Consider the following 23,043-nt stretch of genomic DNA (forward strand, 5'->3'; position numbering starts at 1 on the left):
CCCATGCTCCTGACCATCGACGTCGGCAACACCCACACGGTCCTCGGCCTCTTCGACGGCGAGGAGATCGTCGAGCACTGGCGCATCTCCACGGACGCCCGCCGCACCGCCGACGAGCTCGCCGTGCTCCTCCAGGGCCTGATGGGCATGCACCCGCTGCTCGGCGAGGAACTCGGCGACGGCATCGACGGCATCGCGATCTGCGCCACCGTCCCGTCCGTGCTGCACGAGCTGCGTGAGGTGACCCGCCGCTACTACGGCGACGTGCCGGCCGTCCTGGTCGAGCCCGGCGTCAAGACGGGCGTGCCGATCCTCACGGACAACCCGAAGGAGGTCGGCGCGGACCGCATCATCAACGCGGTCGCGGCCGTCGAGCTCTACGGGGGGCCGGCGATCGTCGTCGACTTCGGTACCGCGACCACGTTCGACGCGGTCAGCGCGCGGGGTGAGTACGTGGGCGGTGTCATCGCGCCCGGGATCGAGATCTCCGTCGACGCGCTCGGGGTCAAGGGGGCCCAGCTGCGCAAGATCGAGGTGGCCCGGCCGCGGGCGGTCATCGGCAAGAACACCGTCGAGGCGATGCAGTCCGGGATCATCTACGGGTTCGCGGGGCAGGTGGACGGGGTCGTCAACCGGATGGTGCGGGAGCTCGCGGAGGATCCGGACGATGTCACCGTCATCGCGACCGGGGGGCTGGCGCCGATGGTTCTGGGGGAGGCGTCGGTCATCGACGAGCACGAGCCGTGGCTCACGCTGATCGGGCTCCGCCTGGTGTACGAGCGAAACGTGTCCCGCACGTAGGGGGTCTTCGCCGCCGCCGGCCTTGAGGGCCTTGTCCTCAAACGCCGGACGGGCCGAGTGTGCGAGGCCGCGCTGAAAGGCTGACGCCGGGGCGGGGCATTTCAGCCCGTCCGGCGTTTGAGGACGAGCCCTTCGGGCGATGGCGGGGGTCCAGGGGGCGGCAGCCCCTTGGCGGGGTCCAGGGACGGAGTCACCAGGGGATGGGCGGGGTCCAGGACACGCGTAGGGGGATATGGCGGATTTTGTCTGATTAGCGCGTATCGTCACGGCATGCCCACGCCCTACGGATCCCGCGGCGGCATGGCGTTCGGTGCGCAGGAGCTGCGTGTGCTCCGTCGTGCTCTCGCCCTCGCCCTCCATCCCGCCCCCGCCTCGGCCGAAGACGTCCAGGACTGCCTCCGGCTCGCCGAATCCGTCGACGAGGCCGCCCGTGAGGGAGCCAGGCTCCGGGCCTTCCTGCTGGCCGACCTCTCCCGCTACCGGGCCGCGCTGCCCGGTACGGCCGCCGGCTACCTCGTACTCCTGGAAGAAACCCTGGCCACCGGCTACCGGCCGAATCCGGACGATCTCGCCGCCCTGCGCGCCCTGCGCGGGAACCCCGCCGCGGCCGCCCTCCTGGAGCGCTGCTGCGACCTCGCCGAACGGGACGTCCGCGCCCGCCTGGCGGGCCGCACGGCCACTCCCACGGTCCCGGCGTCCCGTACCCGTCTGACGGCCCTCCCCGGAGGTCTGGCACGGGCCGCCGGTCCCGACGAGCCCGCCCGGAAACCGGCGGACCGGCCGGCCGCCGACCCGAAGCCGAACCCTCCCGGCAGGAGCCCGCGCCCGGACCGCCCGATCCCCACCCCGGGCGAGGTCTTCCCGCCCAGGCGCAAACCCGCGCCGCCACCGGTGAACCCCCCTCAGCAACTCGCGGCGGGCTAGCTACTCTGGAGGCATGGACTATGTCTCCGCGCTCGTGCCCCCCGTAGTGATGGCCGTGTTCTTCATCGGGTTGATCGTGACGATCGTCAAGACCCAGGGCGGTGCCAACAAGTCCAAGGAGGACGCGGTCGTCGACGCCGCCCTCGCGCGCGCGGACAGCGCCCGCCAGGTCTCCCGGGACTCCGAGGCCTGAGCGTCCGACCCCTTCGGGACGCTCATCGGCGTACGACTCATACGTTTTTCGAGTCGTACGCCCTTTTTGTTGCTGATCTCCCACTATTGTTCTGAGCTGTGCCTCGCCCATTGGGAGAACTCGAAGACTCGGTCATGACGCGGGTGTGGAAGTGGAACCGCCCGGTGACCGTTCGAGAAGTCCTGGAAGACCTTCAGCAGGAACGGTCCATCGCCTACACCACGGTGATGACCGTTTTGGACAATCTCCATCAGAAGGGCTGGGTGCGTCGCGAGGCGGAAGGCCGGGCCTATCGATATGAGGCGGTCTCCACGCGTGCCGCCTACTCCGCGGCCCTCATGAACGACGCATGGTCCCAGAGTGACAACCCCGCCGCCGCTCTCGTCGCCTTCTTCGGCATGATGAGCGAGGAACAGCGCCATGCGCTGCGTGACGCCATGCGTATCGTGCAAGGTCCCGAAGAAGGCCCGGTCGATGCCGAAACGCGGGCGGCTCCGGAAGCTTCCGAGGAGAAGCGCGAGGAGAAGTCGGGCGAGAACCCGGCCGGGAACGCGGGTGAGAAGCCGGGCGGCGAGAACCCCGCCTCGGACCGTGACGGCACCGGGCGATAGCGTCCGCTCATGCCAGCAGAGCATCCAGCGCGGCGGCCCGCACCGCATCCCGGAGACACCGCGAAAGCCATCACCGTCCGGCGGGCCAGGACCGGCGATGTCCCGGCCGTGCGTCGCCTCCTCGACGCGAACGTCCGACGCCGCATCCTGCTCGACAAAGCCACGGTGACGCTTTACGAGGACATCCAGGAGTTCTGGGTCGCCGAACGCGACACCGGCTCAAGTACCGAGGTCGTCGGCTGCGGTGCGCTGCACGTGATGTGGGAAGACCTCGCGGAAGTCCGCACTCTCGCGGTGAACCCGGCGGTCAAGGGCGCAGGTGTCGGTCATCAGTTGCTGGAGAAGTTGCTGCACACCGCCCGTTGGCTCGGCGTTCGCCGCGTTTTCTGTCTCACCTTCGAAGTGGACTTCTTCGCGAAGCACGGCTTCGTGGAGATCGGTGAGACGCCGGTCGACACCGATGTGTACGCCGAGCTGCTGCGTTCCTATGACGAGGGCGTCGCGGAGTTCCTCGGTCTCGAACGAGTGAAACCGAACACCTTGGGCAACAGCCGGATGCTTCTGCATCTGTGATCGCCGGCCACTATTCCGCCGGACCGGCTTGCCCGCGTTCCCTATGTCCGAAACGCGCATGTTTCCGGTCTTCCAGTGACCCCCGAGTCTCCCCCAGGGGTTTGTGTTTTTCCAGCAAAAGCGGTTTGCTTTCCGACGTACTGCAGTACTGCATATAACAGGGGACGCGAAACGGCGGCCCACGCCGCAGACCCTCGGCCCTCACGTTATCGATGAAAGGAAATCCGGTGGCACAGAAGGTTCAGGTCCTTCTTGTCGACGACCTCGACGGTGGCGAGGCGGACGAGACGGTGACGTTCGCGTTGGACGGCAAGACCTACGAGATCGATCTCACGACCGCCAATGCGGACAAGCTCCGTGGTCTTCTCGACGCCTACGTGAAGGGTGGGCGCCGTACCGGTGGCCGCGCTTCGGGGGGACGCGGAAAGGCACGCGTCGCTTCCGGTGGCAGCCAGGACACCGCGCAGATCCGCGCGTGGGCGAAGGAGAACGGTTACGAGGTCAACGACCGTGGCCGCGTTCCCGCGTCCATTCGCGAGGCCTACGAGAAGGCCAACGGCTGAGCGCTCGCGCGCCGCAATCGGATGCGATGGCACTGGGTCGCCATCGTCTCCACGAGTCGTACGAGATCGGGGGCGCCCCCACCGCCCCCCATGGCCGACAGAGTCGGCAGCGAGGGTTCCACCTCGCACCCCGGCTCAGGGGGCCGCAGCCAGACGGCGGCCCCCTGCGGACCGGACCCGCTTAGCGGAGATAGGCCCTTCGGGCACCCCCGGCGGCAGCGGAGCCCCGATGCTCCCGCCCGCCCCGACCGCCGTGAGATCCAGCGCGAGGGTGCCCCACTCCAGCCAGTCGAGCAGCCCCGGCAGCTCCTCCGCGCTCCCCGCCGCCACCAGCAGCCGCATCCGCGCCCCGCGCCGGACCGGCCGGCCCCCGCACCGCGGCGGTGCGTGCCCCGGGCGGACCGCGGAATCCCCGGAGCCCCCGTGCGGCGCCGGAAGAACGGGCTCTCGCGCTCCGGAATCCCCTGGATCATCGAAATCGGGGGAATCACCGGAATCACCGGATTCGCCATGCCGTTCCGGCAGGTTTCTGCGCAGTGCCACCGGAGACGTCGGACCGAGGTGCCGCAGGGCCGCGAAACCCGCCTCCGCGGGGACTTCCAGCACGTCGAAGCGCATGCCGGTGGCCAGCCGCACCGGTGAGCCGGGCACGGTCGTCCAGCCCAGTTCGTTCTCGTACCACCACCGCGTCCGGTCGCTCAGGTCGAGCGGGCGGCGAGGAAGGGGGACAGTGGGAACCATGACAGGAGCAACCGACGGAAGGGCTCCAGAGTTACGCTGGGTGTTTCATGATGAGCGCAGAGTGTCGAACAGGGGGGCGCGCGGGGACGATCGGCGGCGCAAAGATGTTCGCCCGTAGCGGAGGGAACCTGTGCGCGCCGCATGGAGTGTCAGTGCGTACGGGTAAGACATCCCTAGTGGGAGGGGCGACACGCAGAGCCTGGGCGCCTCACGTTCGCCATCGGCGTACAGCTCATGAGGGTATCTGCCTGGCCTGCGGGAACATCGTCTCGCACCATCAGGTTGGAGCAGATGTCGGCGTTCGGGGTCAGGAGGCCAAGGACGGTGTCGGCAGTTGGAATGAGCGGTCCCCGCTTGCGGGACTAAGCTGCGGAAGGACAGGGAGGGGAGCGTCCCCTTACTGCCTGACCGCTCTGAGGAGCGATTAACGATGTTCGAGAGGTTCACCGACCGCGCGCGGCGGGTTGTCGTCCTGGCTCAGGAAGAAGCCCGGATGCTCAACCACAACTACATCGGCACCGAGCACATCCTCCTGGGCCTGATCCACGAGGGTGAGGGTGTCGCCGCTAAGGCCCTGGAGAGCCTCGGGATTTCGCTCGAGGCGGTCCGCCAGCAGGTGGAGGAGATCATCGGGCAGGGGCAGCAGGCCCCGTCCGGGCACATCCCCTTCACCCCCCGTGCCAAGAAGGTCCTGGAGCTCTCGCTCCGCGAGGCCCTTCAGCTGGGCCACAACTACATCGGCACGGAGCACATCCTGCTCGGCCTGATCCGAGAGGGCGAGGGCGTCGCCGCCCAGGTCCTGGTCAAGCTGGGCGCCGATCTCAACCGGGTGCGGCAGCAGGTCATCCAGCTGCTCTCCGGTTACCAGGGCAAGGAGACCGCCACCGCCGGCGGTCCTGCCGAGGGCACCCCCTCCACGTCCCTGGTCCTCGACCAGTTCGGCCGGAACCTCACCCAGGCCGCTCGTGAGTCCAAGCTCGACCCGGTCATCGGGCGCGAGAAGGAGATCGAGCGGGTCATGCAGGTGCTCTCCCGCAGGACCAAGAACAACCCGGTCCTGATCGGTGAGCCCGGTGTCGGCAAGACCGCTGTCGTCGAGGGCCTGGCGCAGGCCATCGTCAAGGGCGAGGTGCCCGAGACCCTCAAGGACAAGCACCTCTACACCCTGGACCTCGGCGCGCTGGTCGCCGGCTCCCGCTACCGCGGTGACTTCGAGGAGCGCCTGAAGAAGGTGCTCAAGGAGATCCGTACCCGCGGCGACATCATCCTGTTCATCGACGAGCTCCACACACTGGTCGGTGCGGGTGCCGCCGAGGGCGCCATCGACGCGGCCTCGATCCTGAAGCCGATGCTGGCCCGCGGTGAACTGCAGACCATCGGTGCGACGACTCTGGACGAGTACCGCAAGCACCTCGAGAAGGACGCGGCCCTCGAGCGCCGCTTCCAGCCGATCCAGGTGGCGGAGCCTTCCCTCCCGCACACGATCGAGATCCTCAAGGGCCTGCGCGACCGCTACGAGGCACACCACCGCGTCTCCATCACCGACGAGGCACTGGTCCAGGCCGCCACCCTGGCCGACCGGTACATCTCGGACCGCTTCCTGCCGGACAAGGCGATCGACCTGATCGACGAGGCGGGCTCCCGGATGCGCATCCGCCGGATGACCGCGCCGCCGGACCTCCGCGAGTTCGACGAGAAGATCGCGGGCGTCCGCCGCGACAAGGAGTCGGCCATCGACTCCCAGGACTTCGAGAAGGCGGCCTCTCTCCGCGACAAGGAGAAGCAGCTGCTGGCGGCGAAGACCAAGCGGGAGAAGGAGTGGAAGGCCGGCGACATGGACGTCGTGGCCGAGGTCGACGGCGAGCTGATCGCCGAGGTCCTCGCGACCGCGACCGGCATCCCGGTCTTCAAGCTGACCGAGGAGGAGTCGAGCCGCCTGCTGCGCATGGAGGACGAGCTCCACAAGCGGGTCATCGGTCAGAAGGACGCCGTCAAGGCGCTCTCGAAGGCGATCCGTCGTACCCGGGCCGGTCTGAAGGACCCGAAGCGTCCGGGTGGTTCGTTCATCTTCGCGGGCCCGTCCGGTGTCGGTAAGACCGAGCTGTCCAAGGCCCTCGCCGAGTTCCTCTTCGGTGACGAGGACGCGCTGATCTCCCTCGACATGTCGGAGTTCAGCGAGAAGCACACGGTGTCGCGTCTCTTCGGTTCGCCCCCCGGTTACGTGGGCTACGAGGAGGGCGGCCAGCTGACGGAGAAGGTGCGCCGCAAGCCGTTCTCGGTCGTCCTCTTCGACGAGGTCGAGAAGGCCCACCCGGACATCTTCAACTCGCTGCTGCAGATCCTGGAGGACGGTCGCCTGACCGACTCCCAGGGCCGGGTCGTGGACTTCAAGAACACGGTCATCATCATGACGACCAACCTCGGCACGCGGGACATCTCGAAGGGCTTCAACCTGGGCTTCGCGGCCACGGGTGACACGAAGTCCAACTACGAGCGCATGAAGAACAAGGTGTCGGACGAGCTCAAGCAGCACTTCCGCCCCGAGTTCCTCAACCGCGTCGACGACGTGGTCGTCTTCCCGCAGCTGACGCAGGAGGACATCCTCAAGATCGTCGACCTGATGGTCGGCAAGGTGGACGAGCGCCTCAAGGACCGGGACATGGGCATCGAGCTCTCCCAGTCCGCCAAGGAGCTGCTGTCCAAGAAGGGTTACGACCCCGTTCTGGGCGCGCGGCCGCTGCGTCGCACGATCCAGCGCGAGATCGAGGACACGCTCTCGGAGAAGATCCTCTTCGGTGAGCTGCGTCCCGGTCACATCGTGGTCGTCGACACGGAGGGCGAGGGCGACACCGTGACCTTCACCTTCCGGGGCGAGGAGAAGTCGGCGCTGCCCGACGTCCCGCCGATCGAGCAGGCCGCGGGTGGGGCCGGTCCCAACCTGAGCAAGGAGGCGTAGCCCTCCGGGTTCGCCGCAGTAGGAGAAGAGGGGCTGCCCCGGGACTTCGGTCCCGGGGCAGCCCCTCTTCTCGTTGTTCACGGCCGTGCGCGTACGCGCACGGCGGCGGACCCGGGCCGCTGTGAGGCCTTGGGCGCGCGCGTCAGCCGAAGGCCCCGGCAGACGCCCACACGGCGCCCGTACGCAGGCGCACCCACGTGCAGGTTCCGTACACAGCTGGCCCGTGTGCAGGGCTTCCGTATGGGCGGGCCCCGGCGCTGAGTCCGTGTGGAGGCGCGCTCCGCTGCCCCATCTCTCCCCTTGCCTCCCCCCACCGTCGTCTCGTCTCCCCGGAAGGGCCCGGATCGCCTCTCGACGGGGGTCGCCCGAGAGGTCGGACGGGGCCCCGCGGGCGCCTCCGCGTGACATGACGCACAGGCGATTTGTCCCGTACTAGGACTGTTAGTGGACGGAGGCAGGGAGGCAAAACGGACATTTCGAGCTGGGCCCGTGCGAGGGTCCGGGGGTCCGTTGCCGGGGTGTGGGGGGAGGTCGTTCCTGCCGTGCTCTGCGGGGTGGGAAGTGGGGTTAAACCGAACTTCTTCCAGAAAAAACGGACGAATCAGTGCATGCCATAACTTCTGTCAAGGAGTCGGTCGTTACGGGGTCAAGTACGACCTAGCGTCGTAGAAGGGGGCTTTGGGGATTCGCCGGGGTCCGGGTTACCAAGGGATGGCCCCCTCCGGCAGCGACCGAGCTCCGGATGGGTTTCAAGTCCCCCGTCCCCGTCTCCATGAGGTTCAGATGTCGAAGCGTGTCACGTCCCGTAACTCCCGCACGTCCCTGCTCCGTAGCCGGACGGCCGTCCTCGCCGCCTCGGTGGGCGCCACGGTCGTACTGGGCGCCGGGATCGCGTCCGCCAGCACCCTGGACAGCGCCGCGACCAGCACGACGGCCGGTGTCCTGCAGACCCAGGCCGCCGCCCAGGCCAAGGCCGCCTCGAAGGCTCAGCACGACACGGCCAAGAAGGCCGCCTCGTGGATCGACCCGGTGAAGAAGTACACCCTGTCCGCCACCTTCAACCAGGCCGGCGGCATGTGGGCCCACAAGCACTCCGGCCAGGACTTCGCGGTTCCGCTGGGCACCGACGTGTCCGCCGCCCACGGCGGCACCGTCGTCAAGGCCGGCGGCAACGGCGCCGGCGACGGCCCCGCGTACGGCAACGCCATCGTCATCAAGCACGGCAACGGGACGTACTCCCAGTACGCCCACCTGTCGCGGATCGACGTGCGCATAGGCCAGGTCGTCACCACCGGCCAGCACATAGCGCTGTCGGGCAACACCGGGAACTCCAGCGGGCCGCACCTGCACTTCGAGATCCGTACGACCCCGAACTACGGCTCGGCCATCGACCCGGTCGCCTTCCTGCACGCCAAGGGCGTGACGGTCTAAGCACCCGCGGGTGTGACCGTGAAGGCGTGATGGTTCACGGGGCGACGGGACCGCTGTGCGCCTGCGTCACCAGATCGACGGCGACCTCCAGGATGGCCTTGCGCTTCTCCTCGGGGTCGCCTTCGACGTCCTTCAGCATGAACATCCCGGCATGCATCGAGAACAGCGCGCTGATGCAGCGGACCTGGTTCGTCAGGTCCGCTTCCGGCTCCTTGAGCAGGTCGATCATGCGGATCATGCGGTCCTTGAAGTCCTCGCCGGTGCGCAGCTCACGGACGGCGGCCTGGTTCTCCTGCATGAAGCGGAAGAGCGGGGCCGCGTCCGCGAGGGCGTTGCTGTAGCGGTGCAGGATCTCCTGCTTCGTCGCCAGCGTGCGCGGCTGCTGCCGTCCCCACTCGATGAGTTCGTCCATGGGCCTGGACAGGTCCTGGAAGAGGCTCTTGAGGATGTCTTCCTTGGTCTTGAAGTGGTAGTACAGCGCCGCTTTGGTGACGTCCAGGTGCTCGGCGATCTCGCGGAGCGAGGTCTTCTCGTAGCCGTGCTCGGAGAAGAGTTCGAGGGCTACGTCCTGGATGCGCTGGCGGGTGTCCCCGCGTCGCTGCCGCTTGGTGCCGTCCATGGTGTCGCCGCCCATCGTCGTACTCCTCGCACTCCTTGATACGCACGTGCCGCCCCACGGGCAAATCCAGGAAAACTTACTTGACGCCCGGCTAGTTACGGGACTACTTTCCCTCAGTGTAGTCAACTTGCCGGTCGGCAAGTAAGTAGCGGAGCAGGGGCACTCGCCCCGACACCAGTGGGCGTCCAGCGGGACCCAGGGGAGTGGGAATGATGGCGGACAACACGGAAGCGGTCGTACAGACCGAGAAACAACCACGCAGTGTACGGGTCGTCCTGCTCGCGCTCATGATCGCGATGCTCCTGGCGATGCTCGACAACATGATCGTGGGCACGGCGATGCCTACGATCGTGGGCGAACTGGGCGGCCTGGAGCACCTGTCATGGGTCGTCACCGCGTACACGCTCGCGACCGCCGCCTCGACCCCGATCTGGGGCAAGCTCGGCGACATGTACGGGCGCAAGGGCGCCTTCATGACCTCGATCGTGATCTTCCTCGTCGGGTCCGCGCTCAGCGGCATGGCGCAGGACATGGGACAGCTGATCGGCTTCCGTGCCATCCAGGGCCTGGGCGCCGGCGGTCTGATGGTCGGCGTCATGGCGATCATCGGGGACCTCATTCCGCCGCGTGAGCGGGGCAAGTACCAGGGCATGATGGCCGGCATCATGGCGCTCGCCATGATCGCCGGACCGCTGGTCGGCGGCTCCATCACGGACCACTGGGGCTGGCGCTGGTCCTTCTACATCAACCTGCCGCTCGGCATCGTCGCGCTGCTGGCCGTCAGCGCCGTGCTGCACCTGCCGAAGAAGCGGGTCGACGCGAAGATCGACTACCTCGGTGCCGGTCTGCTGACCGTCGGCATCTCGTCCATCGTGCTCGTCACCACCTGGGGCGGCAGCGAGTACGCCTGGGGCTCCGCCCGGATCATGGAGCTCATCGGCATCGGTGTCGCCGCGCTCGTCGGCTTCGTCTTCGTGCAGACCAAGGCCGCCTCGCCGATCCTGCCGCTGCACATCTTCCGCAACCGCAACTTCACGCTGATGTCCCTCATCGGCTTCATCACGGGCTTCGTGATGTTCGGCGCCGTACTCTTCCTGCCGCTGTACCAGCAGTCCGTGCAGGGCGCCTCCGCGACCAACTCCGGCCTGCTGCTCCTGCCGATGCTCGGCGCGATGCTGGTCACCTCGATGGTCGCCGGGCGGGTCACCACCAGCAGCGGCCGCTACAAGGCGTTCCCGGTCGTCGGCAGTGTGCTGATGTCCGTGGGCCTGTTCCTGCTCTCGCAGATGGACACCGCGACCAGCAGGCTGACCTCGGGCCTGTACATGGCCGTGCTCGGCCTGGGCATGGGCTGCCTGATGCAGATCACGATGCTGGTGGCGCAGAACAGCGTCGAGATGAAGGACATGGGCGTCGCGTCCTCGTCCACCACCCTCTTCCGTACGCTCGGCTCGTCCTTCGGCGTCGCGATCATGGGCGCGCTGTTCAACCACCGCGTCCAGGACGTGATGGCCGAGCGGGCCGGGGCGCTGGGCTCCAAGATGACCGAGCAGTCCGCGCAGCTCGACGCGGCCAGCCTCGCCAAGCTGCCGGCCGCGGCGCGCGAGGCCTATCAGTTCGCGGTGTCCTCCGGTACGCACTCCGCGTTCCTGCTGGGATCCGTGGTGGCCCTGGGCGCACTGGTGGCGGCGGTGTTCGTGAAGGAGGTCCCGCTGCGGGGCGCGGGGGCACCCGCGAAGTCCGCCGAGGCCGACGCCACGGCGAACGACGCGCCGCCGAAGGAGACCCTGGCGGAAACCGTCTGACCTCCCGCTCGACCCGAAGGCCCCCGGCGTGTCCGCCCCGGGGGCCTTCTCCCGTTCCCGGGCGTTCATCGGCGCTCATGGGCCCGGCGGCGGCACTGGTACCGCGACGGGGTGTCGCTCCCTCACGCCGGCAGCAGGGGGAAGCTGCCCGTGTTCGTGGGCGCGTGCTCCGGCAGCCACAGCACCGCGACGGCGCCTTCCGCGGGCATGTTCTCCGGGGCGCCCGCGGGCCGGATGTTGCGGAAGGTCAGCCGGGCGCCGAGCACCCGGGCCTGGCCCGCCGCGATGGTGAGCCCGAGCCCGTGGCCGTGGCCCGAGCGGTCGCTGCTGCCGGTACGGAAGCGGCTGGGGCCGTCGGCCAGGAGTTCCTCGGGGAAACCGGGACCGTGGTCGCGCACACGGATGACGCGGCCCTCCACGGAGACCTCGATCGGCGGTTTGCCGTGCCGTGCCGCGTTGGCCAGCAGGTTGAACAGGACACGCTCCAGGCGACGCGGATCCGTGGTGACCTCCGACTCGTGGATCACGCGTACGACGATGTCGGCGTCCTTGGCGGCCACCCGGCGCGCCACGAACTCGCCGAGCATGATGTCCTGCAGCTCGGCCCGCTCGGAGGCACCGTCCAGCCGGGCCACCTCCAGGACGTCCTCGACGAGCGTGCGCATGGCCTGTGCCCGGTCGCGGACGAGTTCCGTGGGGCGGCCGGGAGGCAGCAACTCGGCCGCGGTGAGCAGCCCCGTGACCGGGGTGCGCAGCTCGTGCGCGATGTCGGCGGTCACCCGGCGCTCGGCCTCGATGCGCTGCTGGAGCGCGTCCGCCATGGCGTCCACGGCCCGCGCCAGGTCGTCGGTCTCGTCGCGCACGACCCCGCCGATCGCCTCCCGTACGCGGACGTCGGTCTCGCCCTTGGCGACCTGGTTCGCGGCGGCCGCGGCCTTGCGCAGCCGGCGCGACAGCTGACCGCCGATCAGTACGCCGAGGGCGCTGCCGCCGAAGACGACCGCGATCGAGCCGATGATCAGCGCCTGGTCGAGGTCCTTCATGACGTCGGTGTTGCGGTCCGTGAACCCGGTGTGGAGCGAGAGGACACGGCCGTCCTTGAGGGGCACGGCCGCCCAGATGTCCGGCACGCCGTTGGGGCGGTCGGTCACGTAGGTGGCTCGCCGTCCCTCCTTGACCTTCGCCAGCAGGTCTCCCGGGATCGTCGGGTCGTCGACCTTGACCCCGAAGGACTGCGTGCGACCGGACTCGTACATGCGCTGGGCGACCTGGATCCGCTCGTCCGCCAGATCACGCGAGTTGTCGAGCATCGAGACGCGGGCCGCGTTGTGCACGACGAGGCTCAGCGCGACCGCGACGAGGGCGCCGACCATGGCGATGGCCGCGCTCAGCTTCCACCGGATGCCGGTGCGCATGCCGGTGTGTCCGGCCGCGGTGGCCCGCCCACCGCGCTCGGGCCTGCCGCCGCCCGTGCCCGTGCGGGCGGCGAAGCCGACGGACCCGCTGCGGCCGGCCGCCCTGCCGCCGGCCCCACCCGTCCCGCCGACGCCGCCGTGGACGGCGACGCCGATCGGTCCGCCGTGGACGGTGCCAGGTCCACCGAAGTCGGCGCCCGGCCCACCGAAGTCGGCGGCCGGCCCGTCGGAGCCGGTGCCGGATCCGCCGATGCCGATGCCGATGCCGATGCCGATGCCCGGTCTGTCGTCGTCCGCCGGGTTCCGGCGCTGGAACATCCCCCGCATACCCTGCTCAGGCCTTCAACTTGTAGCCGAAACCGCGGACCGTCTCGATCCGGTCCTGGCCGATCTTCGTCCGCAGTCGCTGGACATGGACATCGACGACGCGGGTGTCACCGCCCCAGCCGTAGTCCCACACGCGTTCGAGCAGCTTGTCACGGCTCAGCACCGTGCCCGGCGCGGACGAGAACTCCAGCAGCAGCCGCATCTCGGTGGGGGTCAGCGCGACCGGCACCCCGCCCTTGAGCACCTCCATGCCCTCGGTGTCGATCTCCAGGTCCCCGTCCCCGAAGGAGAGCAGGCCACCGCCGACCGGCGAGGGCGTGTCCGTACCCGCGTTCGGGCCGCTCGCGTGCCCGAAGCGCCGCAGCACCGCGCGGATGCGGGCGACCAGCACGGCACCGTCGAAGGGCTTCGTCACGTAGTCGTCGGCGCCCGCCTCCAGACCCAGGACGACATCGATCGAGTCGGCCCGCGCCGACAGCATGATCACGGGGACGGTGGACTCGTCACGGATACGGCGGCACAGGCTGACGCCGTCGAGGCCGGGGACCATGACGTCCAGCAGGGCGATGTCGGGGCGGTCCGCGCGGAACGCCTCCAGGCCCGACAGGCCGTCGGGCATGGCGGTGACCGCGAAGCCGTCCCGCTCCAGCGCGAGTTGTGTGGCCTCGCGGATGACATCGTCGTCCTCGACGAACAGGACGTGGGTCTGCTCTGCCATCCGGCTGCTCCGTTTGTTCCGTCTGCTCTTCAGTTCGCGGCGGGGGAGGGGGCGTCGGTGGCGCCCACCGCATTGCTGTAGTCGTTGTGCGTCCGGGACTCCTCGGTGAAGTGGGTCGCGGACCAGCCGTAGGTGATCACTTCCTCGCTGGAGGGGTACGACACCGGGTCGCCCTTCTTGTACAGCTGCTGTGTGACCACCAGATCGCCCCGGTCGATCTCCGCGTAGACCGGCGGTTCCTCGGTCTTGAACACGTTCTCGTACCGGCCCTTCTCCTCGCGGTACACGTAGGAGCCGATGCCGACGGCGTCTCCGCAGGTCATCACGTTGACCACGACGTCGTCCGAGGGTCCCCCGGTCAGTTCCCCGTACGACACGTCCACCGGGTACTCGTCGGCCACGCACGGCTTGAGGGCGCTCTTGACCGACGGACTGACCTCGGGGTCGTCCTTGACGAGCTTGACCACGTCCACCCGCTTGGGGGCCTTCGTGGCCGAGGGGGAGGTGGTGGGCGTCGTAGGCCCCTTGGCCACCGCCTCACTGCCCGCCGGGCCCTCGTCACGGGCGCCCGTACCACCCGTGGCACAAGCGGTCAGGAAAAGGCCGAGGGCGGCGAGCACGGCCATCGCCGCACCCCCCGCCTTCAGTACCCGGCCGGTACTCCTGGCCCGAATTCCTAGGCCGCGCAACGCTCCCGCTCCTTACCCGGTTCGAGCGCGCGGGCGCCGCGCTCCTCCTGGTCCCGGCTCTCCAGCTCCTCGCGGAGCCGGGCCAGCGCCCGGTGCAGCGTGCTCTTGACCGTTCCGGCCGACATGCCGAGCGCGGCGGCCGTCTCCTCCGTGGACATCTGCTCCCAGTGTCGCAGCACCACGACGCTGCGCTGCTTCGGAGCCAGCACCTTCATGATGTCCATGAGGAGCGCGCGGTCCGCGTGCTGCTCGGTGGAGTCCTCCACGCGGGCGTCCGGGAGCTGCTCGGTGGGCACCTCCTCGAGCTTCCGCGCCCGCCACCACTCGGTCCGCGTATTGATCATCACGCGGCGCAGGTACGCGTCGGCCAGCCGCTTGTCCGCGATGCCGTCCCAGCGGCCGTACGTGCGTACGAGCGCGGTCTGCAGCAGGTCCTGGGCGTCCACGGGGTCGGGGACCAGGCGACGGGCACTGCGCAGCAGCGCGTCCTGCCGAGTGCGGACGTACTCCTCGAATTCGAGCACCTCGCCGTGCGCCATGATCAACCGCCTCCATCCCCGTTTCCGACCCGCCTGCTGACGCCTGCTGCCGGTTGTCCATCGCCTGTGCACCGCTGTCGTTCCGCTGTGTGTGCGGTACGGGAATGAAGCTACGGAGGCGTTGTCACGGGGTTGTCCGAGACAGCCTGCGACGAGCACTCGGCTGTACGTCGGTTGTGTAACGGAAGGAGGGGACGGGTAGGGCGAGGTGGCTACATGCCCCGGTTGGGGATGATTTGGCAGTCCGTGGAGTGCGTGACGGTCGTGACTAGGTCAGGGGCAGCCGATACAAACCACCCGTGAGGGGTTCGACGAGTCCGTCGGCGACGAGCCCGTCCAGAGCCCGGGCCCGCTGCACCGGTTCCTCCCACACGCGGTCCAGGGCGGACTGCGGGACGGGCGTGACGGCCTCCCTGAGTACGGCGAGCAGCTTGCCGCGCACCTGACGGTCGGTCCCGGCGTACGTCTGGCCACGGCGCGGCGGGCCGTCGTGCGCCGGCTTGCCCGCCAGCCGCCACGCGCACTGGGCGGCGATCGGGCAGCGGTGGCAGCTCTCGTTCTTCGCCGTGCAGATCAGCGCGCCGAGTTCCATGGAGGCGGCGGCCCAGCGGGAGGCGGTGCGCTCGCTCTCGGGGAGCAGGGCGCGGGCGAGCTTGCGCTCGGCGGCCGTGGTGGCGTTCGGCGGGTACTGCACGCCGGCCACGGCCCGCGCGAAGACCCTGCGGACGTTCGTGTCCAGCACGGCGTGCCGCTGGCCGTACGCGAAGGACGCCACCGCCGCGGCCGTGTACTCGCCGATGCCGGGCAGCGCGAGCAGCTGTGCGTGCTCCGTGGGTACGTCGCCGCCGTGGCGTTCCGTTATGGCGACCGCGGCGCCGTGCAGCCGGAGGGCGCGGCGGGGGTAGCCGAGGCGGCCCCAGGCGCGGACGGCTTCGCCCGGCGCCTCCTTGGCGAGGTCGGCGGGGCGGGGCCAGCGGGCCACCCACTGTTCGTACACGGGCAGGACGCGGCTCACCGGGGTCTGCTGCAACATGAACTCACTGACCATCACGCCCCAGGGGCCGGCGTCGGGGCGGCGCCAGGGGAGGTCGCGGGCGTGCTCGTCGAACCAGGTGATCACCGGCTCGTGCAGGGTCTCGCCGGAGGTGGTGGGCTGGGGGCTGGGTGTGGGCAAGGTGGGTGCAGTCATGACGTTTCCGATCCTGCCATGGGTCGGTGCCGGGGCGTGCTTCTCGCGTACATGGGCGGGTTGCGCGACCGCCCCCGGCGCGCGCCCGGGTTCCTCGCCCCCGCCGCCCCTACCCGACCCGTCCCTGGGGCTCCGCCCCGGACCCCGCCAGGGGCGCTGCGCCCCTGGACCCCCGCATCGCCCGAATCGCCGGACGGGCTGATGGTGCTTAAGCCTGGGCTGCGGATTTTCAGCCCGTCCGGCGTTTGAGGACAAGGCCCTTAAGGCCGGAGCGGGGGTCTGGGGGCGGAGCCCCCAGGTACGGATGATGGGGGTCCCCCCTGCTCGAGCGAAGCCGAGAGCTTGGGGGAGGGTAGGGGCGGCGGGGGCGAAATCCGGGCGGGGGCGACAACTGGACCGGGCTGTCGAGATGATGATCCGGAAAAGTTGACGCCCAGGGCGGCGGGTGGGGCAAGCCCCGGCCCCGATCTCTCGTACAGTTTGCGCCGTGGGATCTCTGCGCAATCCGGTCGGGCCGCTACCCTCCACCATCTACTGGCGTCGGAGGGCCGTTCTGCTGTCTCTGGTCGCTCTGTTGGCGCTGCTGACGGTCTGGATCGTCAGCACCGGGGGCGGCGGCAAGAAGGGCGCGGACGGTTCCAACGGGAAGGGCCCCGTGGAGACGATCACCCCGGGACCCTCGGGATCCGGCCCGGCGATAAGCCAACACCCGGGCGGACGCGACGAGTCGAGCGGCAGCGCGAACACCGGCGGTGGCAGCGGCGACGGATCCGGCGACGGGGACGGTTCCGGCGGTGGATCAGCCGGAGGCACCGGCGGCTCGGACGGCGGCTCCCACGGCGGAGGCACCGGCTCCGCCGGATCCGCCGATCAGGTCCCGGCCGGTTCCACTCTCCCCAACTGTGCGGCGGGCGCGGTCAAGCTGACCCTGCGCAGCGTCCACAACTCGTACGGACCCGGCGCCAAGCCCTCGGTCCAGCTGATCGCGAAGAACTCCTCCGGCAGCGACTGCAAGGTCGACCTCGGCCCGAAGAAAGCCGTCCTGACGATCACTCAGGCCGGGGAGGACAAGAGTTTCTGGTCCTCCGCCGACTGCCCCAAGGACGTCTCGAGTCTCTTCTTCCGTGTTCCGGCCGGCGGCCAGGTGACCTACACGGTGGACTGGGACCGCACGGCCAGTGCCCCCGAGTGCGCGACGCCCCCGGCGGGTTCGGCGTCCGCGGGCACCTACCTGGTGGAGGCGAAGGCGCCGGGGCTGGCGAAGGCACAGACCTCGTTCGTGCTGTCGCAGGACTGAGGCGCCGGGCGGTCCAGGTCCCTGGGCGGTCCGAATCCCCGAGCGGTCCGGATCCTCGGGTGACCCGGATCGCCGGGTGACCCGGATCGCCGGGTGATCCGCATCCCCGGGTGATCCGCATCCCCGGGGCACCGGGGGGTCCGTCAGACGTACCGTTCCAGGATCGACGACTCCGCCAGCCGCGAAAGCCCCTCGCGTACGCTGCGCGCCCGCGCCTCGCCCACCCCGTCGACCGCCTGGAGATCGTCGACGCTGGCCGCGAGAAGCTTCTGCAGACCGCCGAAGTGCTCGACGAGACGGTCGATGATCGCGCCGGGCAGACGCGGGACCTTCGCGAGGAGCCGGAAGCCGCGCGGCGAGACCGCGGAGTCGAGTGCCTCGGGGGAGCCGGTGTAACCCAACGCCCTTGCCACCGTGGGCAGTTCGAGCAGCTCGGCATGGGCGAGGGCGTTCAGCTCGAAGAGGGCCTCGTCGACCGTGCGGGAGCGCTTCGCGGTGGGCTCGGGCACGTAGTCGCGGACCACCAGCTCACGCTCGGGCTCCACGCCCGCGATCAACTCGTCGAGCTGGAGGGCGAGCAGACGTCCGTCGGTGCCCAACTCCACCACGTACTCGGCGATCTCGGTCGCGATGCGGCGCACCATCTCCAGACGCTGGGCCACCGCCGACACGTCCCGGACGGTGACCAGGTCCTCGATCTCCAGTGCGGAGAGCGTGCCCGCGACCTCGTCGAGGCGGAGCTTGTAGCGCTCCAGGGTCGCGAGAGCCTGGTTGGCACGCGAGAGGATCGCGGCGGAGTCCTCCAGGACGCGGCGCTGACCGTCGACGTAGAGGGCGATGAGCCGCATCGACTGGGAGACCGAGACGACGGGGAAGCCGACCTGCTTGCTCACCCGGTCCGCGGTGCGGTGCCGCGTACCCGTCTCCTCGGTGGGGATCGTCGGGTCCGGCACCAGTTGCACGCCCGCCCGGAGGATCTTGGTGAGGTCCTTGTCGATCACGATGCCGCCGTCGAGCTTGCACAGCTCGCGCAGCCGGGTCGCGGTGAACTCCACGTCCAGTACGAAGCCGCCGGTGCACATCGACTCGACGGTCTTGTCCCAGCCGAGCACGATGAGTCCGCCGGTGTTGCCGCGGAGAATTCGTTCGAGCCCGTCGCGCAGGGCCGTGCCGGGTGCCACGGCGCTCAATGAGGCGCGCATCAGGCCATCGGCACCGGAGCTCCCACCGGACTTTCCGGGAGCTGCTGCCCGGTCGTTGGCTGCCACTGCACTCCTCCGGTCGCGGGTTTCCGGTCGCCCTGGGTTCGTACGGACGGGCGAGACCAGGGCAAAGTCTACCGGCGCTCTTCGTCCTCCCGTGGGGCCTCTCGACGACGGGAGCGCGGAAGGACCCGCAGCGCCTCGCCCATGTCGGCGACTTCCAGGACCTTCATACCGGGTGGCGTCCTGCCCGGATCGCTCGGAACGAGGGCGTGGGTGAAGCCCAGTCGGTGGGCTTCGGCCAGTCGCCGCTGCACCCCCGTGACCCGTCTGACCTCCCCGGCGAGGCCCACTTCGCCGATCGCGACGAGGTTCTTGGGGAGAGGAGTGTCACTCGCCGCGGACGCGAGCGCGAGGGCGATCGCGAGGTCGGCGGCCGGCTCGGAGAGCTTCACACCGCCGACCGTCGCCGAGTAGATGTCACGTTTTCCGAGGGCGGTGATCCGGCCCCGCTGCTCCAGGACGGCCAGCATCATGGAGACGCGGGAGGTCTCCAGACCGGAGGTCGTCCGGCGGGGGGAGGGGATCTGCGAGTCCACCGTGAGGGCCTGCACCTCCGCGACCAGGGGCCGGCGGCCTTCCAGGGTCACGGTCAGACAGGTGCCCGGGACCGGCTCGGCGCGCCGGGTGAGGAAGAGACCGGAGGGGTCGGTCAGGCCCGTGATGCCCTCGTCGTGCAGCTCGAAGCAGCCGACCTCGTCCGTCGTCCCGTAACGGTTCTTGACGCCTCGGACCAGCCTGAGGCGGGCGTGCCGGTCGCCCTCGAAGCTCAGGACGACGTCCACGAGGTGTTCGAGCAGGCGGGGGCCGGCGATCGCGCCGTCCTTGGTGACATGGCCCACGAGGAGGGTCGACATGCCGCGCTCCTTGGAGGCGCGGATGAGTGCCCCGGCGACCTCACGGACCTGGGCCATGCCGCCCGGGGCGCCGTCGATCTCCGGGGAGGCGACGGTCTGGACCGAGTCGAGGATGAGGAGTGACGGCTTCACGGCGTCCAGGTGGCCGAGGACGGCGGCCAGGTCGGTCTCCGCGGCCAGATAGAGGTGGTCGTCGATGGCCTTGATGCGGTCGGCCCGCAGCCGGACCTGGCTCGCCGACTCCTCACCCGTCACATACAGCGTGCGGTGCTCGTCGCTCGCCGCCTTCGCCGCCACGTCCAGGAGAAGGGTGGACTTCCCGACGCCGGGCTCGCCGGCGAGCAGGACGACCGCGCCGGGCACCAGACCGCCGCCCAGGACGCGGTCCAGCTCGGGTACGCCGGTGCTGCGCGCGGTGGCCTGGCGGCCGTCCACCTGGCCGATGGGCACCGCGGAGGTGGTGACACGGCCGGGCGTCGTGGTCCGGACCGCGGGTGCGCCGTACTCCTCGACCGTCCCCCACGCCTGGCACTCGGGGCAGCGGCCGAGCCACTTGGCCGTCTGCCATCCGCACTCGGTGCAGCGGTAGGACGGACGGTCCTTCGCGGTTTTCGTACGGGCAGCCATGACCGAACCGTAGCCGAGGCCACCGACAGCGCGGTCGGCCGTCGTGCCCGCCGCGAACTCGTCACCGGCCCGCTCCCTCGGTTCTCCCCTGTCGCGCCGGGGGCTCCCGCCGACGGGGACGGGTCGCGCGCCCCCCGTCCGTCGCCGCCCGTGAAGGTCCAGGCCAGGGAATCGGGGGTTCGTGTCCCCTTATGAGGGATCGTTTCACCCGTACGGATTAAATATGCTCAAGGGGGAAGAAGGGGTCGTGGTCGGGCACCTACGGTCGCACGGGTGATGAGCAGCAGTCCGGAGACCTCGACACACACCACGCACACCACCGGCGCACACCGGGCGCACGGTGCAGCGCGCAAGCGGGTGACCCTGCCCCGTGGCGCATCGGCCCGCACGATGGCCCAGCGCCCTCCCGCGCGCTACGAGCCCTATCTGGACGGCCTGTTCACCTACTGCCTGTCCGTGCTGTGCGACCACGACGCGGCCACCGCCGCGCTCGGCGACGTCCTCGCGCTCGCCGACCGCCGGGGCCAGCGCTCCCCGGAGTCCCAGGACGACCGCCGGGCCTGGCTGTACGCGCTCGCCCGCTGGTCCTGCCTGCGCAAGCTCACCGAGGCCCGGCGCAGACACCAGGCGACGCACACCTCCGGCCGCCGCACGACCCCCAAGGGCGGCAAGGGCGACAAGGAAGCCGCCGACCGGCGCGCGGCCGAGGCGCTCGCCGCCCCCGTCTCCGAAGAGGCCCGGGCCCAGCGACAGCGCGAACTCGCCCTGCTGGCCTGGCCGGAGGCCGCCGGCACCACCCCCGAGCAGCGGGAGGCGCTCGAACTCGCCGTCCGCCACCAGCTCGCCGCCCACGAGGTCGCCGCCGTCCTCGGCATGGACGCCACCAAGGCGCGCGAGCTGCTCGCCTCCGCCGCCTGTGAGGTCGAACGCACCCGCGCCGCCCTCGCCGTCGTCGAGACCGGCACCTGCCCGAGCGTCGCCCGCCTCACCGGCGACAGCCAGCTGGTCCTGAGCGCCGGCCTGCGCCGCGAACTCGTCCGGCACGTCGACGACTGCCCGCGCTGCCGCCGCACCGCCGAACGCGCCGCGCCCGGTACCTGGCCCGGCACGGTCACGCCCGCCGCGCTCCCCGTCCTGCAGGCCCCGCGCGCCGCCCTGCACATCGCGCTCGAGCACGTCCCGCGGACGCGGGGCGGCGCGCCGCGCTTCGACCGGCGCGGCTTCCCGATGGACCCCAAGGACCGGGCCGCCCGCCGGGACCGGCTGCGGGCGCGCGCCGTCACCACGACCGTCGTCGCCACCGTCGTCGCCGCGCCCGTGTTCGCCCTCTGGGCGGCCTACCGCGGCGCGCCCCTCACCGGAGAGGGCGCCGACGGCCGCCAGGCCACCGCGAGCGAGGCGCACGGCCACGACGGCATCGGCGGCGAGAACGCGGGCGGCTACGAGAACGCGGGCAACGCCAGCACCAGACCCGGCGGCCGCTTCGCCAAGGGCGACGGCACGCCCGACGTGTCCGTGGAGGTCACCAGTGCCGCGGGCGCGGGCAGCGCCGCGGGGCACCTCTCCGTACAGGCCACGGGCAGCGGCGACACGACCTTCATCAGGCTGACCGCGTCCGGGAGTTCGACGGTCCACTGGTCCGCGCGCTCCGGAGCGCCCTGGCTCTACCTCAGCCGCTCCTCGGGCGCGCTCGCCCCCGGAGAGTCGGTGACGATCAAGGTGTACGTGGACCAGCTCCGCCAGTAGCTGGCCCCTGGAGCGCGCGCGTGGCGATCGCACCCGCGGGCGCCGTGGTCACGATCGGCGGGTACGGGAGCGCGGGCCCGTCCGCCCCCGGCGGGTCCGGCCCCGGTCCGGCGCCCGGCAGCCCCACGCCGTCCGGCCCCGGCTCGGCGACGCCCTCGTCCGGTCCCGACCCGTCGCCGACCCCTTCCGCCCCGTCGCCGACCCCCACGCCCACGGACCCGACCCCGTCGAACCCGGACGGCTCGACCCCGCCGCCCGCGGGCACCGGCGACCCGGTCCCGTCCTGACGGTCAGGCGACCGGGTCCGCGGGATGCGGTGCGAGCAGCGGCAGCTGCGAGGCCAGCCGCTGCTCACAGAGTTCGACCAGCCGGTCGTACCCGGCCTTGCCCATCAGCTCCACGAGCTCCGGGCGGTACGAGACGTACACCGGGTCGCCCGCTCCGTGGGCCGAGGTCGCCGACGTGCACCACCAGTGCAGGTCGTGGCCGCCCGGACCCCAGCCCCGGCGGTCGTACTCGCCGATCGAGACCTGGAGCACCCGGGTGTCGTCGGGCCGGTCGATCCACTCGTACGTCCGGCGCACCGGCAGCTGCCAGCACACGTCCGGCTTGGTCTCCAGCGGCTCGCGGCCCTCCTTGACCGCCAGGATGTGCAGCGAGCAGCCCGCGCCACCGGCGAAACCGGGCCGGTTCTGGAAGATGCACGAGCCCTCGTACGGGCGCGTCTGGCGCTCGCCGTCCTCGTCCTGCGACACCCAGCCCGACTCCAGGCCGATGTCATGGTGCTGCCAGAGGTCCGGAGTGAGCCTCGCCACGTGCCCGGCCACCCGCTTCTCGTCGTCCTCGTCCGAGAAGTGGGCCCCCAGCGTGCAGCAGCCGTCGTCGGCGCGACCGGCCTGGATGCCCTGGCAGCCGCTGCCGAAGATGCAGTTCCAGCGAGAGGTCAGCCATGTCAGATCGCACCGGAAGACCTGCTCGTCATCGGCGGGATCCGGAAACTCCACCCATGCCCGCGCGAAGTCGAGTCCCTTCTCGTCGGACGCCGAGGCCTTCACCGGCGCCGCCTTCGGGGATTTCTTGGACTTGGTGGCCTTCGCCTGCGAAGAACCCTTGGCCGAATTGTCAGGCTTCGCCTTTTTCGTCTTTGGCACGCGTCCAGG

General features: G+C 70.3%; 20 protein-coding genes and 2 pseudogenes. 11 read left to right on the plus strand and 11 right to left on the minus strand.

Features of this window, described 5'->3' with window-relative positions:
* The first annotated feature begins 3 nt into the window (after window positions 1-3).
* From HEP85_RS22565 to HEP85_RS22590, 6 genes are all read left to right on the plus strand, one after another.
* Window positions 4-801: a type III pantothenate kinase gene (locus tag HEP85_RS22565; protein ID WP_168529338.1), complete on the plus strand. Its 798-nt coding sequence runs from the start codon at window positions 4-6 to the stop codon at window positions 799-801.
* A 300-nt stretch (window positions 802-1,101) separates the two neighbouring features.
* Window positions 1,102-1,725 carry a hypothetical protein gene (locus HEP85_RS22570; RefSeq protein WP_168533908.1) on the plus strand — a complete coding sequence of 208 codons (624 nt, stop codon included), beginning with the start codon at window positions 1,102-1,104 and terminating at the stop codon, window positions 1,723-1,725.
* Between the two features lie 13 nt (window positions 1,726-1,738).
* Window positions 1,739-1,918, plus strand: coding sequence for a hypothetical protein (locus tag HEP85_RS22575; protein ID WP_168529340.1), 180 nt, complete (start codon window positions 1,739-1,741; stop codon window positions 1,916-1,918).
* Window positions 1,919-2,016: 98 nt separating this feature from the next.
* Window positions 2,017-2,529, plus strand: coding sequence for a BlaI/MecI/CopY family transcriptional regulator (locus HEP85_RS22580; RefSeq protein WP_168529342.1), 513 nt, complete (start codon window positions 2,017-2,019; stop codon window positions 2,527-2,529).
* A 9-nt stretch (window positions 2,530-2,538) separates the two neighbouring features.
* Window positions 2,539-3,102, plus strand: coding sequence for an amino-acid N-acetyltransferase (locus HEP85_RS22585; protein ID WP_168529344.1), 564 nt, complete (start codon window positions 2,539-2,541; stop codon window positions 3,100-3,102).
* A 227-nt stretch (window positions 3,103-3,329) separates the two neighbouring features.
* Window positions 3,330-3,665, plus strand: coding sequence for an Lsr2 family protein (locus HEP85_RS22590; protein ID WP_168529346.1), 336 nt, complete (start codon window positions 3,330-3,332; stop codon window positions 3,663-3,665).
* Here HEP85_RS22590 and HEP85_RS22595 read toward each other — a convergent pair.
* Window positions 3,644-3,841, minus strand: a pseudogene (locus tag HEP85_RS22595) (hypothetical protein); the annotation flags it as partial. The gene HEP85_RS22590 and the pseudogene HEP85_RS22595 overlap by 22 nt on opposite strands.
* On the minus strand, window positions 3,801-4,406 hold the full coding sequence (locus HEP85_RS22600; protein ID WP_369657806.1) for a hypothetical protein: 606 nt from the start codon (window positions 4,404-4,406) through the stop codon (window positions 3,801-3,803). The gene HEP85_RS22600 and the pseudogene HEP85_RS22595, both read right to left, overlap by 41 nt.
* Window positions 4,407-4,836: 430 nt before the next feature.
* On the opposite strand from HEP85_RS22600, the gene HEP85_RS22605 reads away from it, so the two are divergent.
* Window positions 4,837-7,362 (plus strand): ATP-dependent Clp protease ATP-binding subunit, encoded by a 2,526-nt coding sequence (locus HEP85_RS22605; protein WP_168529350.1) that lies wholly within the window; start codon window positions 4,837-4,839, stop codon window positions 7,360-7,362.
* Between the two features lie 783 nt (window positions 7,363-8,145).
* Complete coding sequence (locus HEP85_RS22610; RefSeq protein ID WP_168529352.1) at window positions 8,146-8,793, plus strand: M23 family metallopeptidase; 648 nt, start codon at window positions 8,146-8,148, stop codon at window positions 8,791-8,793.
* Between the two features lie 34 nt (window positions 8,794-8,827).
* Here HEP85_RS22610 and HEP85_RS22615 read toward each other — a convergent pair whose 3' ends face one another.
* The gene (locus tag HEP85_RS22615) at window positions 8,828-9,427 is read right to left on the minus strand and encodes a TetR/AcrR family transcriptional regulator (RefSeq protein WP_168529354.1); all 600 of its coding nucleotides are present in this window, start codon (window positions 9,425-9,427) and stop codon (window positions 8,828-8,830) included.
* A 197-nt stretch (window positions 9,428-9,624) separates the two neighbouring features.
* Here HEP85_RS22615 and HEP85_RS22620 point away from each other — a divergent pair, with 197 nt between their 5' ends.
* On the plus strand, window positions 9,625-11,217 hold the full coding sequence (locus HEP85_RS22620) for an MDR family MFS transporter (RefSeq protein ID WP_168533910.1): 1,593 nt from the start codon (window positions 9,625-9,627) through the stop codon (window positions 11,215-11,217).
* A 122-nt stretch (window positions 11,218-11,339) separates the two neighbouring features.
* Here the strand turns inward: HEP85_RS22620 and cseC are convergent, their stop codons facing one another.
* From cseC to HEP85_RS22645, 5 genes are all read right to left on the minus strand, one after another.
* The gene (gene cseC, locus HEP85_RS22625; RefSeq protein ID WP_168533912.1) at window positions 11,340-12,632 is read right to left on the minus strand and encodes a two-component system sensor histidine kinase CseC; all 1,293 of its coding nucleotides are present in this window, start codon (window positions 12,630-12,632) and stop codon (window positions 11,340-11,342) included.
* A 334-nt stretch (window positions 12,633-12,966) separates the two neighbouring features.
* The gene (gene cseB / locus HEP85_RS22630; protein WP_168529356.1) at window positions 12,967-13,677 is read right to left on the minus strand and encodes a two-component system response regulator CseB; all 711 of its coding nucleotides are present in this window, start codon (window positions 13,675-13,677) and stop codon (window positions 12,967-12,969) included.
* Window positions 13,678-13,706: 29 nt separating this feature from the next.
* Entirely contained in the window at window positions 13,707-14,303 is a 597-nt protein-coding gene (locus HEP85_RS22635) for a hypothetical protein (protein ID WP_168529358.1), read from the minus strand.
* 50 nt (window positions 14,304-14,353) lie between these two features.
* A complete protein-coding gene (locus tag HEP85_RS22640; protein ID WP_168529360.1) occupies window positions 14,354-14,905 on the minus strand; it encodes a SigE family RNA polymerase sigma factor in 552 nt (183 codons plus the stop codon).
* Window positions 14,906-15,173: 268 nt separating this feature from the next.
* On the minus strand, window positions 15,174-16,094 hold the full coding sequence (locus HEP85_RS22645; protein ID WP_168529362.1) for an A/G-specific adenine glycosylase: 921 nt from the start codon (window positions 16,092-16,094) through the stop codon (window positions 15,174-15,176).
* A 487-nt stretch (window positions 16,095-16,581) separates the two neighbouring features.
* Here HEP85_RS22645 and HEP85_RS22650 point away from each other — a divergent pair, with 487 nt between their 5' ends.
* Complete coding sequence (locus HEP85_RS22650) at window positions 16,582-17,391, plus strand: hypothetical protein (protein WP_168529364.1); 810 nt, start codon at window positions 16,582-16,584, stop codon at window positions 17,389-17,391.
* A 143-nt stretch (window positions 17,392-17,534) separates the two neighbouring features.
* On the opposite strand, the gene disA is transcribed toward HEP85_RS22650, so the two are convergent.
* Both disA and radA read right to left on the minus strand, forming a co-directional pair.
* Entirely contained in the window at window positions 17,535-18,659 is a 1,125-nt protein-coding gene (gene disA / locus HEP85_RS22655) for a DNA integrity scanning diadenylate cyclase DisA (protein WP_168529366.1), read from the minus strand.
* 68 nt (window positions 18,660-18,727) lie between these two features.
* Window positions 18,728-20,137: a DNA repair protein RadA gene (gene radA / locus HEP85_RS22660; RefSeq protein WP_168529368.1), complete on the minus strand. Its 1,410-nt coding sequence runs from the start codon at window positions 20,135-20,137 to the stop codon at window positions 18,728-18,730.
* Between the two features lie 273 nt (window positions 20,138-20,410).
* On the opposite strand from radA, the pseudogene HEP85_RS22665 reads away from it, so the two are divergent.
* Window positions 20,411-22,170, plus strand: a pseudogene (locus tag HEP85_RS22665) (hypothetical protein).
* A gap of 3 nt (window positions 22,171-22,173) precedes the next feature.
* Here HEP85_RS22665 and HEP85_RS22670 read toward each other — a convergent pair.
* On the minus strand, window positions 22,174-23,034 hold the full coding sequence (locus tag HEP85_RS22670) for a hypothetical protein (RefSeq protein ID WP_168529370.1): 861 nt from the start codon (window positions 23,032-23,034) through the stop codon (window positions 22,174-22,176).
* Window positions 23,035-23,043: the final 9 nt, after the last annotated feature.

The sequence above is a fragment of the Streptomyces sp. RPA4-2 genome, assembly GCF_012273515.2.
Lineage (GTDB): Bacteria > Actinomycetota > Actinomycetes > Streptomycetales > Streptomycetaceae > Streptomyces > Streptomyces kaempferi.

What these genes read in the sequence shown, in the direction of transcription:
- HEP85_RS22565 (WP_168529338.1), top strand. Translation starts at nt 4, where the DNA reads ATGCTCCTGACCATCGACGTCGGCAACACCCACACGGTCCTCGGCCTC.
- HEP85_RS22645 (WP_168529362.1), bottom strand. Translation starts at nt 16,094, where the DNA reads ATGACTGCACCCACCTTGCCCACACCCAGCCCCCAGCCCACCACCTCC.
- cseB (WP_168529356.1), bottom strand. Translation starts at nt 13,677, where the DNA reads ATGGCAGAGCAGACCCACGTCCTGTTCGTCGAGGACGACGATGTCATC.
- HEP85_RS22640 (WP_168529360.1), bottom strand. Translation starts at nt 14,905, where the DNA reads ATGGCGCACGGCGAGGTGCTCGAATTCGAGGAGTACGTCCGCACTCGG.
- HEP85_RS22635 (WP_168529358.1), bottom strand. Translation starts at nt 14,303, where the DNA reads ATGGCCGTGCTCGCCGCCCTCGGCCTTTTCCTGACCGCTTGTGCCACG.
- HEP85_RS22600 (WP_369657806.1), bottom strand. Translation starts at nt 4,406, where the DNA reads ATGGTTCCCACTGTCCCCCTTCCTCGCCGCCCGCTCGACCTGAGCGAC.
- HEP85_RS22610 (WP_168529352.1), top strand. Translation starts at nt 8,146, where the DNA reads ATGTCGAAGCGTGTCACGTCCCGTAACTCCCGCACGTCCCTGCTCCGT.
- cseC (WP_168533912.1), bottom strand. Translation starts at nt 12,632, where the DNA reads ATGCGCACCGGCATCCGGTGGAAGCTGAGCGCGGCCATCGCCATGGTC.
- HEP85_RS22570 (WP_168533908.1), top strand. Translation starts at nt 1,102, where the DNA reads ATGGCGTTCGGTGCGCAGGAGCTGCGTGTGCTCCGTCGTGCTCTCGCC.
- HEP85_RS22575 (WP_168529340.1), top strand. Translation starts at nt 1,739, where the DNA reads ATGGACTATGTCTCCGCGCTCGTGCCCCCCGTAGTGATGGCCGTGTTC.
- HEP85_RS22620 (WP_168533910.1), top strand. Translation starts at nt 9,625, where the DNA reads ATGGCGGACAACACGGAAGCGGTCGTACAGACCGAGAAACAACCACGC.
- HEP85_RS22615 (WP_168529354.1), bottom strand. Translation starts at nt 9,427, where the DNA reads ATGGGCGGCGACACCATGGACGGCACCAAGCGGCAGCGACGCGGGGAC.
- HEP85_RS22585 (WP_168529344.1), top strand. Translation starts at nt 2,539, where the DNA reads ATGCCAGCAGAGCATCCAGCGCGGCGGCCCGCACCGCATCCCGGAGAC.
- radA (WP_168529368.1), bottom strand. Translation starts at nt 20,137, where the DNA reads ATGGCTGCCCGTACGAAAACCGCGAAGGACCGTCCGTCCTACCGCTGC.
- HEP85_RS22605 (WP_168529350.1), top strand. Translation starts at nt 4,837, where the DNA reads ATGTTCGAGAGGTTCACCGACCGCGCGCGGCGGGTTGTCGTCCTGGCT.